Here is a 13383-nt window from a genome sequence, read left to right as displayed (position 1 = left end):
GGGCTGGGTAATGGACACCCTAATTGTTAAAAAGGAGGGTGTTCATTTATGTCATTTGAAAAGAAACGGTTAAATATCACAGATCGAGTAACAGGTCGCTTTTCAGAAGGACAGCTGAACCTATTTTTTGAAAAAGATCAAATCGGAACAATGTCCTTTGGTCAAGATGGTAATCAAATGTCATTGAAGAATGGGTATGAAGAAGAAGACCATTCCTTTTTCCGGTATGCAGATACTTTATCAGACAATGATGAAAAGTATGTGGACTGCGATGAAGAAAACGGCTGGTGCTAACCTGAGGCATAGCTAACCAAGGGCAAAGCTAACCCAATGGCAGTGGAATGATCCACTGCCATTTTTGTTCATATTATTTTTGAGGAAACAACCTCAGCCTTTCGAATATTGTATTGTAAAGATAGATGACACATACTTTAGATAATAGGTGATGGCGATGGCGATGTCTGCAGTTGAGGTTGATAAAGAAAAAGTCATTATTGTTGAAGGAAAATCGGATAAGCGAAAGGTTCTGAATGTAGTCAATGAACCTGTAGAAATCATATGTACAAATGGCACAATCAGCCTAACAAAGCTCGATGAACTCATTGATGCATTATTTCATCGTGATGTTTATGTGCTTGTAGATTCAGATGAATCAGGTGATCGACTTAGAAAGCAATTCAAACGGGAATTGCCTGAAGCCGCGCATTTATTTGTTGATAGAATGTACAGGGAAGTAGCAACTGCACCAGATCAGCATGTAGCTGCTGTCCTTTTAAGTGCTAATATTGATGTTCATGCGAAATTTTTATAAAGGGAGTCTAAAGAGCAAAGAAAATGATTGAACTAAAAGAAAAACAATTAGACATGTTTGCCGAAATGGATACAGGAATACTCTACCTTTATACCCCTTTTTGCGGAACGTGTCAGCTTGCGAAAAAAATGCTGACTGTTGTTGAGGCAGCATTGCCTTCTTTAAATATTTATATGGCAAATCTTAATTTTCTGCCAAAACAAGCATTGGATTGGGGAATAGAAAGTGTTCCGTGTCTGCTTGTTTTCGAAAACGGATCGGTTGTCCAAAAGAAATATGCTTTTCACTCTGTTGAACATATTTATCAAATATTGAAAGAATATGCCGCCTGATTGAGGGCGGCATTTGACATATTTCTCGGGAAATAGAATAACTAATTATTTTGTCTCTCCCTGTCTCTCTTTGTCCCTGTCTGGAATTTTTAACTAACATTACTTGTCGAACCTTTCTTAAAGGGTATCATGTGTATTTTACCGAAGCTATAGGTATAGGTTTTCATCATGATGTGCTCTAATTGATAGATCCATCCATTAAGAAACGGGGGACGGGGAGTGTATAAATATGGACTTATGTTTATTAGTTGAAAAAATAAATGAAACTCATTTTGTGAAGCCTTTATTGCCAAATGAAGAATTAAGAATAATGGTTAGCAATTCTAAGCAAAAGCCTATCCTTCTTGTATTATGTAAATCAAAATGCTTTTTAAGCAATGAACTTGGTTCAGCACATGCCCATGTGTATATTTCTGGTGATAGCAGTCACATATTTGATTGTTTTTATTCACCCATAAGGCTATTACAACTGATGAAATTGGGGGCAATCGATGTAAAAGGTTCTTTTCGCAATATTTTAAGACTAGAATCAATCTTGCAGCTATGCAAATAAAAATCTAAAAATTCTAACTATTTATTGACTGGCAGATTTCTTAGGTGGTACAATTCTAGTAGATTCAGGATAATAGTTTTACCTTATCAAGAGCGGCGGAGGGATTTGGCCCAATGAAGCCCGGCAACCGGTTGTAACGACACGGTGCTAATTCCAGCAGAGTTAAATGATGACTCTGGCAGATAAGAAGAGTAATGGTGACGGCCTCTTCTTTGAAGGGGTTTTTTTATGCTTAAAATAAGGGGGATGTGCAAAATGGAACAACAAAAATACCGGTTGGAAACGATTAATGTTCATGGAGGTCTGCAAAAAGATCCATCAACAGGTGCAAGAGCTGTACCGATTTATCAATCAAATGCTTATGTTTTTAATGACACGGATCATGCTTCTAATTTATTCGCTCTAAAGGAACAGGGTTATATTTATACCAGGATACATAATCCAACAGCAACGGTGTTTGAGGAGAGGGTTGCGCAGTTAGAAGGTGGAATCGGCAGTTTGGCGGTTGCAAGCGGGATGGCTGCAATTACACTGGCTGTTTTAAATATTGCAGGAGCAGGGGATGAAATTGTCTCTGCATCAAGTCTGTATGGAGGTACTTATAACCTTTTCGAAACAACACTCCCTAGATATGGAATTCAAACGAAATTTGTTAATGCGGAAGATCCGGAGAATTTCCGTAATGCCATCACTCCTAAAACAAAAGCAATATTTGCAGAAACGATCGGAAATCCAAGTTTGCAGGTTCTTGATATAGAGGCTGTTGCGAAAATTGCCCATGAAGCAGGGATTCCATTGATTATTGATAATACATTTGCAACCCCTTATTTATGCAGGCCAATTGAACATGGAGCTGATATTGTCATCCATTCAGCAACGAAATGGCTGCTTGGAAATGGAACAACACTTGGCGGCATTATTGTAGATGGAGGGAAATTTGATTGGAATAGTAAGAAGTTTCCCGGCTTCATTTCACCAGATCCAAGCTACCACAATCTCGTTTATGCAGAGGCATTGCCAGAGGCTGCGTTTATCGTAAAGGCACGTGTTCAATTACTTCGTGATTTAGGTCCGGCAATCAGCCCTTTTAATGCTTTTCAATTTAATCTTGGCCTTGAAACCCTTCATGTAAGAATGAAGGAGCATATTTTTAATACAAGAAAGATCGTTCAATATTTAAAAGAACATCCTGCAGTTAAATGGGTTCTTTATCCTGAAGATGAGCAGCATCCTGATAAAGCACGTGCAGTTAAATACTTAGCTAAAGGAGCAGGGGCAGTTGTAGTTTTTGGGATTGAGGGTGGCCGTGCAGCGGGAGCTAAAGTCATTAATTCGGTCAACCTTTGGTCTCATGTGGCAAATGTTGGTGATGCGAAAAGCTTAATCATTCACCCGGCAAGTACGACTCATCAGCAGCTAAGCGAAGAAGGGCTGCAAAAATCGGGAGTTTCAGAGGATTTGATTCGTTTATCTGTTGGAATTGAGCATATCGATGACCTCAAAGAAGATCTTGATCAGGCAATTTTCAAGGCAACGGGAATGAAATCATTTAATAAATCATCCGTCTACTCTCAATGATAAAACAGCTTATTGATGTTAGGAATGACTTAAGAAAAGATAATAAGGTTATCCACATCCAGCTACAGTGTCCGGCTCATTGTGAAAAAGCCGCATTCCTTTGAATTTTCTATTTTTTCAGCAGGCTGATCAAGTCGCCTGCGCTTTTGTTCTTGACACTGGCTTTTGACACATGATAAAATCACTCTCGTACTACAAACTCACTAAATTTAATGAATATTAACTAAATATATTGTTTGACTCTTATCCAGAGAGGTGGAGGGAAGTGCCCTGCGAAGCCCGGCAACCGTCAATTTTATTGAAAAGGTGCCAATTCACTCAAAGCTTATAACAGCTTTGAAAGATGAGAGAAAGGTTCTTCTATAGATATGCCTTTCTGCTCATTTTTGCAGAAAGGCTTTTTTAGTTTAATAACATGAACCTCTTAAGTTTCGTACAAAATGATAGTGAGTGCAATTTGGGAAGAGGTGAAGGAATGATTACATTAAAGGATGTCCGGAAGGTATTTCAATCAAAAAATGGAAATGTAACAGCTGTTGATTCGGTTGCCTTAGATATAAAACAAGGTGAAATTTTTGGAATTATCGGTTATAGCGGAGCAGGAAAAAGCTCCCTTATCCGACTGCTGAACGGTCTTGAAAAACCTTCTGCTGGATCCATTCAGGTGGCAGGGCGGCAGATCGATAAAATCAGCGGTGCCGAGCTGAGAAAAGCAAGACATGAAATAAGCATGATATTTCAGCATTTTAATCTGTTATGGTCTAGAACGGTGCGGGAAAACATTTCGTTTCCATTGGAGATTGCAGGTGTCAAAAAAGAACAGAGACAAAAACGCGTAGATGAACTTATTAAGCTTGTCGGGCTCGAGGGAAGAGAAGATGCTTATCCATCTCAGCTGAGTGGAGGACAAAAGCAGCGTGTTGGGATTGCGAGGGCACTTGCAAATAACCCTAAAGTGCTGCTTTGCGATGAGGCGACATCTGCATTAGATCCTCAAACAACAGATTCAATTCTTGACCTGCTTGTTGATATTAATGAAAGACTTGGTTTAACAATCGTTTTAATTACACATGAAATGCATGTTATCCGTAAAATCTGCCATCGTGTTGCCGTCATGGAAAACGGCAAAATCGTGGAACAGGGTGAAGTGCTGGATGTATTCAGAAGACCGCAGCAGCCGATTACGAAACGCTTCGTTAAGCAAATAACAGAACCTGATGATACACAAGAAACGATGGAGCTCATTCTTGAAAAATATACAAAAGGTCCAGTCATTCAATTAACGTTTGTAGGTGATTCAACAGAGAGCCCGCTGATTACGAATCTCATTCGTCAGCACAGCATTGAAGTCAATATTCTGCAGGGTAAAATCTCGCAAACTCAAAGCGGATCATATGGAACATTGTTAATTCATATGGATGGCGAAATTGAAGAATTAAATAAAGCAATGGCTTTTATTCGCAGTCAGGAAGTTGAAGTGGAGGTGATTGCGAATGTTTGAAAATGTTAGATGGGAAAATGTATGGGAAGCTACAAGTGAAACGTTATTCATGACTGGCTTTTCAGTAGCAGCTACCTTTATCTTGGGAATATTACTTGGACTCTTATTATTCTTAACATCAAAAGGCGGAATTTGGGAAAACAAAGCAATAAATGTTGTGATCGCCGCTTTTGTAAATATTTTTCGCTCGATTCCATTTATCTTGCTGATTATCCTGCTTATTCCGTTTACAAAAGCAATTCTTGATACATTCCTTGGAGCGAAGGCTGCTTTGCCGGCATTAATAATAGGCGCTGCGCCATTTTACGGCCGGATGGTCGAAATTGCACTCCGTGAAATCGATAAAGGTGTCATTGAGGCTGCAAGATCAATGGGAGCAAAAACTTCGACGATTATCTGGAAAGTTCTTATACCTGAATCCTTGCCGGCTCTCATTTCCGGAATTACAGTTACTGCCATTGCACTCGTTGGATATACAGCCATGGCAGGGGTAGTAGGAGCAGGCGGCCTAGGCAACCTTGCATTTCTCGAAGGATTCCAAAGAAATAATAATGCAGTTACCATGATTGCAACAATCTTAATCTTAGTCATCGTATTTATCATCCAATTTATTGGAGATTTTATAACATCAAAAATGGATAAACGATAGGGAGGATTTATTATGAAAAAGTTATTATTAAGTGCTGTATTTGCAACATCTGCTTTCGCTCTTGCCGCTTGCGGTTCAGGAGGAGGAAATGGAGAAGGTGAAGAAACAAAAACGCTGAAAATTGGTGCTTCAAACGTTCCTCACGCAGAAATTTTAGAAGAAGCACAGCCATTGCTTGAAGAAAAAGGCATCGAATTGGATATCGTACCTTTCCAAGACTACATCTTACCTAATAAATCATTGGCAAGCAAAGAAATTGATGCAAACTATTTTCAGCATATTCCTTATTTAGAGTCTCAAATGGCTGAAAACAAAGACTATGATTTTGTTAATGCCGGCGGAATTCATATCGAACCAATCGGTGTTTACTCTAAAAAACATAAGTCACTGGATGATATTCCTGAAGGCGGCACAATTATCATGAGTAATTCTGTAGCTGACCATGGCCGTATGCTTTCATTGCTTGAAAGCGAAGGTTTAATCACAATTAAAGAAGGCGTAGATAAAACAACTGCAACTGTAGATGATATTGATGAAAACAAAAAAAATCTTAAGTTTAAAGCTGATGTAGAAGCGAGTATCCTTCCTCAGGCATATAACAACGATGAAGGCGATGCTGTCTTAATCAATACAAACTATGCAATCGGTGCCGGATTAAATCCGCAAAAGGATGCAATTGCACTTGAAGGATCAGAATCACCTTATGTAAACATCATAACCGTCCGCAAAGGTGACGAAAACAAAGAAGAAATCAAAGCGTTAGTAGAGGTTCTTCATTCAAAAGAAATTCAATCATTTATTGAAGAGAAATATGAAGGGGCAGTCGTGCCTGTTGATGGAGAATAAGAACCAAGAGAGCATCCTTTAAAGGATGCTCTTGTTTTATATGAAAAACTCTTCTATATAATATAGAAGAAATTAGGAATAAACTGCGATTCGAAGGATCTTTTACGCATACATCTCCATTCTTTTTTGCATACTAACGATGATTAATATTAGGAATGGAGCTGAAAAGATGCAGCAATTTGAAGCCGGAAATTCTAGTGAAGCAGCATTGCATAATTACAAAGAGGGTCTCGGTATATTTACGGAAAAAATGCCTGAGCTTGCAAGTCTCTATAATGATTTTACTCAAGAATGCTTTAAAGAAGGAACGCTCTCGCAAAAAGAAAAACAATTAATTGCTCTTGGCATCAGCATTTATTCGCAAGATGAATATTGCATCATTTACCATACAAAAGGATGTCTGGATCAAGGAGCAAGTGAACAAGAAATTCTGGAAACAGTTGGAGTGACAGCTGCATTCGGCGGGGGAGCGGCTATGAGCCAATCCGTCACATTAGTTCAAGAGTGCATAACAGAACTCAATCAGCTTAAGCAATAGCATTTTTGAGCATGCTTGAGCATTTAAATATAAATCCATTCTTAAATGCATAGGTGAAGGCTCAGGATACGTGATCCCTGTATATCAATTCATTTGAAGTTTGAGGCATAATTGCCCAGGTGGTAAAATTAATTTATATTGATTGAAGGGATTGATTCATTATCTACGCAAGTCAGCAAAAGCTTGATTTGAATTACACAGCAGAAATGGAAAAAGCGTTAATGCAATCTCATGGAATGGGATATGCGGTTTACAGCAGAAACCATGAAAAGCGTATGGAAGTAGAAAAGAATCGTGAAAAAGATTATCAAAAGAGCAAAATGATCTTTGCAGTTTTAGAACGCAAAATGAATTAAGATACAATTTGAAAGGAATCAGTCTTAGACTGATTCCTTTCTTTATTTATTATGAATGCCTCCGAAAAAGTTGTGTTCACATTTCATTTGTTATAAAATTAGAATGAGAATAAAATGAGAATGATTAAATTGAGATTATATAGATTATTGGAGGTATAGTTATTTATGGCAGGTTCTACTTTAGTTATTAAAGATTTACACGTTGCAATTGACGGGAAAGAAATTTTAAAAGGTGTAAACCTTGAAATAAAAGGCGGCGAGTTCCATGCGATCATGGGACCAAACGGTACTGGTAAATCTACATTATCATCTGCTATCATGGGGCATCCTAAGTATGAAGTCACACAAGGAAGCATTACTCTTGATGGTGAAGATGTTCTTGAAATGGAAGTAGATGAGCGCGCTCGTGCAGGTCTGTTTTTAGCTATGCAATACCCAAGTGAAATCAGCGGTGTTACAAATGCCGATTTCCTTCGTTCTTCTATTAATGCACGAAAAGAAGAAGGTGAAGAAATCTCATTAATGAAATTCATCCGCAAAATGGATGCTAATATGGAATTCCTTGAGATGGATCCTGATATGGCACAGCGCTATCTAAATGAAGGATTTTCAGGCGGAGAGAAAAAACGCAATGAAATTCTTCAATTAATGATGATCGAGCCTAAGATTGCCATTCTTGATGAAATCGATTCAGGTCTTGATATTGATGCACTGAAAGTCGTTTCAAAAGGCATAAATCAAATGCGCAATGAAGATTTCGGCTGCTTAATCATCACTCACTATCAGCGTCTATTGAATTACATCACACCTGATCATGTACACGTTATGATGCAAGGCCGCATCGTGAAATCAGGCGGTCCAGAGCTTTCTCAGCGTTTAGAATCAGAAGGCTATGATTGGATTAAACAAGAGCTTGGCATCGAAGACGAAACTGTTGGTCAAGAAGCGTAAGCGTTAGGGGGATTAAGATGACAGTAGAGACGAAATTCAATCACGACTATGTCACGAGTTTCTCAAGCGAACTCGGTGAACCGGAATGGCTTAAAGAACTGCGCTTACAAGCTCTTGCAAAAGCAGAAGACCTTTCAATGCCAAGACCGGATAAAACGAAAATTGATAAATGGAATTTCACACAATTCCAAACACATTCTGTTGATGGTAAAGCTTTAACATCGCTAAATGAATTAAGCGGCGAGGTCAAAGCCCTGATTAATTTAGAAGATGAGAACAAAAATTTATATATACAGATTGATACAACACCGGCTTATACTTCTTTATCGAAAGAATTAAAAGATCAAGGCGTTATTTTCACAGATATTCACACTGCTGCACGTGAACATTCTGAGCTGGTTCAGAAGTATTTTATGACAAATGGCGTGAAAGTTGACGAGCATCGTTTAACAGCTCTTCATGCAGCCTTTATGAACGGCGGAGTCTTTGTATACGTACCGAAAAACGTAGAGGTTAAAGTACCTTTACAAGCTGTTTACGTACATGAAAACCCTGAGACGACTCTTTTCAACCATGTAATCGTTGTAGCAGATGACAACAGTTCAGTCACATATGTTGAAAATTACATTTCAACAACTGAAACGGAAGAATCTATTTTCAACATTGTAACGGAAGTGTTTGCAAATTCAAACGCTAAAGTTACATACGGTGCTGTTGATCATTTGAATAAAGGTGTTACAACATATGTAAACCGCCGTGGTACAGCAGGACGAGATGCTCGCATTGAATGGGCGCTTGGTTTAATGAATGATGGAAATACGATTTCAGAAAATACAACAAACCTGATGGGTGACGGATCTTATGGAGACACTAAATCTGTTGTTGTAGGACGCGGAAATCAAATCCAAAACTTCACTACAAAAGTGATTCATTTCGGCAAGAATTCTGAAGGCTACATTTTAAAACATGGTGTTATGAAAGACAGTGCATCATCTGTTTTTAACGGCATTGGAAAAATCGAACATGGTGCGACTAAATCAAATGCTGAACAAGAATCACGTGTCCTTATGCTAAGTGAAAAAGCTCGCGGTGATGCAAATCCGATTCTTTTAATTGATGAGGACGATGTAACAGCTGGCCACGCTGCTTCAGTAGGACGCGTTGATCCGCTTCAATTGTATTACTTGATGAGCCGCGGTATTCCTAAAGTGGAAGCAGAACGCCTTGTCATTCATGGTTTCCTGGCACCAGTTGTTAGAGTTCTTCCTATTGAAGGCGTAAAAAAGCAGCTTGTTGAGGTTATTGAAAGGAAAGTTAAATAATGAATATCCAAGATATCCGTTCACTCTTCCCGATTTTGGATCAGCAAGTAAATGGACAGAATCTTGTTTACCTTGACAGCGCAGCGACTTCTCAAAAACCGCTGCCTGTCATTGAAGCATTAGACCGCTATTATAGAGAATATAATTCTAACGTGCATCGCGGAGTTCACACACTGGGCACGAAAGCTACAGATGGCTATGAAGGAGCCCGCGCAAAAGTTAGAAAATTCATAAATGCCAATACGACAGAAGAAATTATTTTCACACGCGGTGCTACAACTGCATTGAATACAGTAGCGGCAAGCTATGGACGTGCAAATCTTCAAGCTGGCGATGAAATTGTCATCACTCACATGGAGCATCATGCAAATGTGATACCATGGCAGCAGCTTGCAAAAGCAACTGGTGCCGTTCTAAAGTACATTCCGCTGCAGGAAGATGGAACAATCTCACTTGAGGATGCAAGAGAAACGATTACAGATTCTGCTAAAATTGTTTCTGTCATGCAAGTTTCGAACGTTTTGGGCACAATAAACCCGATTAAAGAAATTGCGGAAATTGCTCACAGCAAAGGCGCAATTATGGTTGTCGACGGTGCACAAAGTGCTCCTCATATGAGAATAGATGTGCAAGATTTAGATTGTGATTTCTTTGCATTTTCAGGCCACAAAATGTGCGGACCAACCGGCATTGGAGTGCTTTACGGCAAAAAAGCTTTGCTTGAAAACATGGAACCTGTTGAGTTCGGCGGAGAAATGATTGATTTTGTAGGACTCTATGAGTCAACATGGAAAGAGCTTCCCTGGAAGTTTGAAGCTGGAACTCCAATAATTGCTGGTGCAATTGGACTTGGTGCAGCTATTGATTTTCTTGAAGAAATCGGTCTTGAAAACATTGAGGCATACGAGCATAAGCTGGCTGACTACGCTCTTGAAAGGTTATCAAAAGTAGAAGGCATCACCATTTACGGTCCTAAAAAACGTGCTGGTCTTGTCACATTCAATATTGAAGATGTGCATCCGCATGATGTAGCAACAGTATTAGACGCTGAGGGCATTGCTGTCCGCGCCGGTCATCACTGTGCACAGCCTTTAATGAAATGGCTGAATGTTTCCTCGACAGCTCGTGCAAGTTTTTACCTGTACAACACGGAAGAAGAAGTTGATAAGCTTGTTACAGGAATCATAAAAACAAAGGAGTACTTCACGAATGTCTTTTAATAATCTGGATACCCTGTACCGCCAGGTCATTATGGATCACTATAAAAACCCGCGGAACAAAGGTGTTCTCGAAGATAGTTTAACAATTGATATGAATAATCCAACGTGCGGCGATCGTATTCGCTTAACGCTGAAAATAGAAGACGGCAATATTACCGATGCAAAGTTTGATGGTGAAGGCTGTTCGATTTCAATGTCATCAGCATCAATGATGACTCAAGCGATTAAAGGTCAATCGGTCGAAACAGCTTTAAAGCTTTCTAAAATCTTTTCCGACATGATGCTGGGAAAAGAATACGATGATGATGTTGAGCTTGAGGATATTGAAGCATTGCAAGGTGTTGCAAAATTCCCTGCACGAATCAAATGTGCAACACTGGCATGGAAGGCGATGGAAAAAGGGGTCCAAAACTAAAAGCGAAGCGCCTTGTTTAGCTCAGGCATGGCAGATCTGTACTGATCGAGGAGTTAGGCGCTGTAGCTGGATACAGATGCGGAAACTTTAACCTTCGTAGCTTTTTAAGATTAAGAATGAGGGCAGACCTCATTCTACTATGATTGGAGTGAAAACGGATGGCAAAAAAAATGCCAGAAATCGGCGATTATAAGTATGGATTTGCTGATAAAGACGTGTCGATTTTCCGTTCAAAGCGCGGATTAACTAAGGAAATTGTTGAAGAAATATCTCGTATGAAAAGCGAGCCACAGTGGATGCTTGATTTCCGTTTGAAATCATTGGAACATTTCTACAACATGCCAATGCCTCAATGGGGCGGCGATATGGCGGCACTTAACTTTGATGAGATTACGTACTACGTAAAACCATCTGAGAAATCAGAGCGCTCATGGGATGAAGTACCTGAGGAAATTAAACGCACGTTTGATAAATTAGGAATCCCTGAAGCAGAGCAAAAGTATTTGGCTGGTGTATCTGCACAGTATGAATCTGAGGTTGTATACCACAATATGAAAGAAGATCTTGAAGAACTGGGTATCGTTTTTAAAGATACAGATACAGCTCTTAAAGAAAATGAAGATATATTCCGTGAGCATTTTGGGAAAATTATCCCTCCTACGGATAATAAGTTCTCAGCTCTAAACTCAGCTGTCTGGTCTGGCGGATCATTTATTTATGTTCCAAAAGGCATAAAAGTGGATACGCCGCTTCAAGCGTACTTCCGTATTAACTCTGAAAACATGGGTCAGTTTGAACGGACACTGATTATTGTTGATGAGGGTGCACATGTACACTATGTAGAAGGCTGTACAGCACCAGTTTATACAACAAACTCTCTTCACAGTGCTGTTGTAGAAATTATCGTAAAAGATGGCGGCTACTGCCGCTATACAACAATCCAAAACTGGGCGAATAACGTATTTAATCTTGTTACGAAACGTGCAGTTTGTGAAAAAAATGCGACAATGGAATGGATTGATGGCAACATTGGTTCTAAATTAACAATGAAATACCCTGCTGTTATCCTTAAAGGAGAAGGCGCACGCGGTATGACATTATCTATTGCATTAGCAGGCAAAGGCCAGCATCAGGATGCTGGTGCGAAAATGATACATTTAGCACCTAATACGTCTTCAACAATTGTGTCCAAATCGATCTCTAAGCAAGGCGGTAAAGTAACATACCGAGGAATCGTTCACTTCGGCCGCAAAGCTGAAGGTGCACGTTCCAACATTGAGTGTGATACGTTAATCATGGATAATCAGTCTACATCTGATACGATTCCATATAACGAAATCTTCAATGATAACATCTCTTTAGAACACGAAGCGAAAGTTTCAAAAGTGTCTGAAGAACAATTATTCTACCTCATGAGCCGCGGAATTTCAGAAGAAGAAGCAACTGAAATGATCGTTATGGGATTCATTGAGCCATTTACAAAAGAACTTCCAATGGAATATGCGGTTGAAATGAACCGTTTAATCAAGTTCGAAATGGAAGGTAGTATTGGTTAAACCTTTACAAACCTTGACATGACAATGTTTGATAACCATTAAACAACCTAAGAAAAAGTTGTTGTGCCGATTTTGTGCCGATTCAGATTTTGCGTTTAGTATAGGAGGCGAACTTTTTAAGTTCGTCTTTTTCTATTTTCTCTGTAATATCCAGGTAGTAAGTGTCGGCTGTAGTTTTGATTGTTTTATGGCCCAATCGTTGTGAAACAAACTTAATACTGGCTCCTGATTCGAGCAGCAGGACTGCATGGGTATATTTTTGCTAATTATCTGTTTATAGAAAAAAACACCCTGGGACCACAAAGGGAATTATTCAAAAAAACATAAAAGCTTGTCAATTAGCGTTTTTTTAAGTCGAATTTCTTCCTATTATAAATAACGCGGAATGGGCGGCATGATGTAACTTGCTCCTCCAACCCTTGATATATAAGGGTTTATGAGTAAGGCGAGAATGGAATGCTCACATTTTGCTGAAATTTTAGGATAATTAACGAAGGCTTCTCATAAGTTGACCAAACTTGTGGGAAGCCTCTTTTTTCATTTCTTTGGTTACATGGAGGCTATGGCAAGCAAACGTGCCATCCTGTTTTGAACGGTTTTAATGACGATGGGATAACCGTATTGCCGTTCCATTTTTGCAAAAATAAAGTCATCGTTATATTAAGCATCCCTTAACCGCTCTATAACTAGATCTTGAACTTTTTTATGTTCTCTTAAAGCGTATATTCTTCTTATCCACAATGATTTTCGGCTTA

Annotated in this window: 15 protein-coding genes and 2 riboswitches; all 15 genes read left to right on the top strand. The window is 39.1% G+C overall.

Features of this window, described 5'->3' with window-relative positions:
• Positions 1-48: 48 nt before the first annotated feature.
• Positions 49-294, top strand: coding sequence for a YusG family protein (locus CYJ36_RS14190; protein WP_101567918.1), 246 nt, complete (start codon positions 49-51; stop codon positions 292-294).
• Positions 295-457: 163 nt separating this feature from the next.
• Positions 458-811: a toprim domain-containing protein gene (locus CYJ36_RS14185; protein ID WP_101568143.1), complete on the top strand. Its 354-nt coding sequence runs from the start codon at positions 458-460 to the stop codon at positions 809-811.
• A gap of 23 nt (positions 812-834) precedes the next feature.
• A complete protein-coding gene (locus CYJ36_RS14180) occupies positions 835-1143 on the top strand; it encodes a thioredoxin family protein (RefSeq protein WP_101567917.1) in 309 nt (102 codons plus the stop codon).
• 229 nt (positions 1144-1372) lie between these two features.
• Complete coding sequence (locus CYJ36_RS14175; protein ID WP_101567916.1) at positions 1373-1696, top strand: hypothetical protein; 324 nt, start codon at positions 1373-1375, stop codon at positions 1694-1696.
• Positions 1697-1776: 80 nt separating this feature from the next.
• Positions 1777-1885, top strand: a riboswitch (SAM riboswitch).
• Between the two features lie 66 nt (positions 1886-1951).
• On the top strand, positions 1952-3274 hold the full coding sequence (locus tag CYJ36_RS14170; RefSeq protein ID WP_101567915.1) for an O-acetylhomoserine aminocarboxypropyltransferase/cysteine synthase family protein: 1323 nt from the start codon (positions 1952-1954) through the stop codon (positions 3272-3274).
• A gap of 240 nt (positions 3275-3514) precedes the next feature.
• A riboswitch (SAM riboswitch) is annotated at positions 3515-3624 on the top strand.
• Positions 3625-3749: 125 nt separating this feature from the next.
• On the top strand, positions 3750-4775 hold the full coding sequence (locus CYJ36_RS14165) for a methionine ABC transporter ATP-binding protein (protein WP_101567914.1): 1026 nt from the start codon (positions 3750-3752) through the stop codon (positions 4773-4775).
• Positions 4768-5424 (top strand): methionine ABC transporter permease, encoded by a 657-nt coding sequence (locus CYJ36_RS14160; RefSeq protein ID WP_101567913.1) that lies wholly within the window; start codon positions 4768-4770, stop codon positions 5422-5424. The genes CYJ36_RS14165 and CYJ36_RS14160 overlap by 8 nt, the downstream gene beginning before the upstream one ends.
• Before the next feature lie 12 nt (positions 5425-5436).
• A complete protein-coding gene (locus tag CYJ36_RS14155; RefSeq protein WP_101567912.1) occupies positions 5437-6270 on the top strand; it encodes a MetQ/NlpA family ABC transporter substrate-binding protein in 834 nt (277 codons plus the stop codon).
• A gap of 169 nt (positions 6271-6439) precedes the next feature.
• On the top strand, positions 6440-6808 hold the full coding sequence (locus CYJ36_RS14150; protein WP_101567911.1) for a carboxymuconolactone decarboxylase family protein: 369 nt from the start codon (positions 6440-6442) through the stop codon (positions 6806-6808).
• Between the two features lie 206 nt (positions 6809-7014).
• Positions 7015-7164, top strand: a complete 150-nt coding sequence (locus CYJ36_RS23705; RefSeq protein ID WP_219621106.1) for a hypothetical protein — start codon at positions 7015-7017, stop codon at positions 7162-7164.
• Positions 7165-7329: 165 nt separating this feature from the next.
• Positions 7330-8115 carry a Fe-S cluster assembly ATPase SufC gene (sufC, locus tag CYJ36_RS14145; RefSeq protein WP_101567910.1) on the top strand — a complete coding sequence of 262 codons (786 nt, stop codon included), beginning with the start codon at positions 7330-7332 and terminating at the stop codon, positions 8113-8115.
• A 17-nt stretch (positions 8116-8132) separates the two neighbouring features.
• Positions 8133-9437 carry a Fe-S cluster assembly protein SufD gene (sufD, locus tag CYJ36_RS14140; protein ID WP_101567909.1) on the top strand — a complete coding sequence of 435 codons (1305 nt, stop codon included), beginning with the start codon at positions 8133-8135 and terminating at the stop codon, positions 9435-9437.
• Positions 9437-10657, top strand: a complete 1221-nt coding sequence (locus CYJ36_RS14135) for a cysteine desulfurase (protein WP_101567908.1) — start codon at positions 9437-9439, stop codon at positions 10655-10657. Before sufD ends, CYJ36_RS14135 begins: the two co-directional genes overlap by 1 nt.
• Positions 10647-11072 (top strand): Fe-S cluster assembly sulfur transfer protein SufU, encoded by a 426-nt coding sequence (gene sufU, locus CYJ36_RS14130; RefSeq protein WP_101567907.1) that lies wholly within the window; start codon positions 10647-10649, stop codon positions 11070-11072. The genes CYJ36_RS14135 and sufU overlap by 11 nt, the downstream gene beginning before the upstream one ends.
• Before the next feature lie 158 nt (positions 11073-11230).
• Complete coding sequence (gene sufB, locus CYJ36_RS14125) at positions 11231-12628, top strand: Fe-S cluster assembly protein SufB (RefSeq protein WP_101567906.1); 1398 nt, start codon at positions 11231-11233, stop codon at positions 12626-12628.
• Positions 12629-13383: the final 755 nt, after the last annotated feature.

It is taken from the genome of Bacillus sp. UMB0893, assembly GCF_002858905.1.
Classification (GTDB): Bacteria; Bacillota; Bacilli; order Bacillales; family Bacillaceae; genus Bacillus_P.
The sequence above is the reverse complement of the archived record's forward strand: the minus strand, read 5'-3'. Positions and strand labels throughout refer to the sequence as shown.

Excerpts from the sequence above, each read along its gene's own strand:
- sufU (WP_101567907.1), top strand. The coding sequence starts at position 10,647 with ATGTCTTTTAATAATCTGGATACCCTGTACCGCCAGGTCATTATGGAT.
- CYJ36_RS14185 (WP_101568143.1), top strand. The coding sequence starts at position 458 with ATGTCTGCAGTTGAGGTTGATAAAGAAAAAGTCATTATTGTTGAAGGA.
- CYJ36_RS14170 (WP_101567915.1), top strand. The coding sequence starts at position 1,952 with ATGGAACAACAAAAATACCGGTTGGAAACGATTAATGTTCATGGAGGT.
- CYJ36_RS14155 (WP_101567912.1), top strand. The coding sequence starts at position 5,437 with ATGAAAAAGTTATTATTAAGTGCTGTATTTGCAACATCTGCTTTCGCT.
- CYJ36_RS14175 (WP_101567916.1), top strand. The coding sequence starts at position 1,373 with ATGGACTTATGTTTATTAGTTGAAAAAATAAATGAAACTCATTTTGTG.
- CYJ36_RS14160 (WP_101567913.1), top strand. The coding sequence starts at position 4,768 with ATGTTTGAAAATGTTAGATGGGAAAATGTATGGGAAGCTACAAGTGAA.
- CYJ36_RS14165 (WP_101567914.1), top strand. The coding sequence starts at position 3,750 with ATGATTACATTAAAGGATGTCCGGAAGGTATTTCAATCAAAAAATGGA.
- CYJ36_RS23705 (WP_219621106.1), top strand. The coding sequence starts at position 7,015 with ATGGAAAAAGCGTTAATGCAATCTCATGGAATGGGATATGCGGTTTAC.
- sufB (WP_101567906.1), top strand. The coding sequence starts at position 11,231 with ATGGCAAAAAAAATGCCAGAAATCGGCGATTATAAGTATGGATTTGCT.
- CYJ36_RS14180 (WP_101567917.1), top strand. The coding sequence starts at position 835 with ATGATTGAACTAAAAGAAAAACAATTAGACATGTTTGCCGAAATGGAT.
- CYJ36_RS14190 (WP_101567918.1), top strand. The coding sequence starts at position 49 with ATGTCATTTGAAAAGAAACGGTTAAATATCACAGATCGAGTAACAGGT.
- sufD (WP_101567909.1), top strand. The coding sequence starts at position 8,133 with ATGACAGTAGAGACGAAATTCAATCACGACTATGTCACGAGTTTCTCA.
- sufC (WP_101567910.1), top strand. The coding sequence starts at position 7,330 with ATGGCAGGTTCTACTTTAGTTATTAAAGATTTACACGTTGCAATTGAC.
- CYJ36_RS14135 (WP_101567908.1), top strand. The coding sequence starts at position 9,437 with ATGAATATCCAAGATATCCGTTCACTCTTCCCGATTTTGGATCAGCAA.
- CYJ36_RS14150 (WP_101567911.1), top strand. The coding sequence starts at position 6,440 with ATGCAGCAATTTGAAGCCGGAAATTCTAGTGAAGCAGCATTGCATAAT.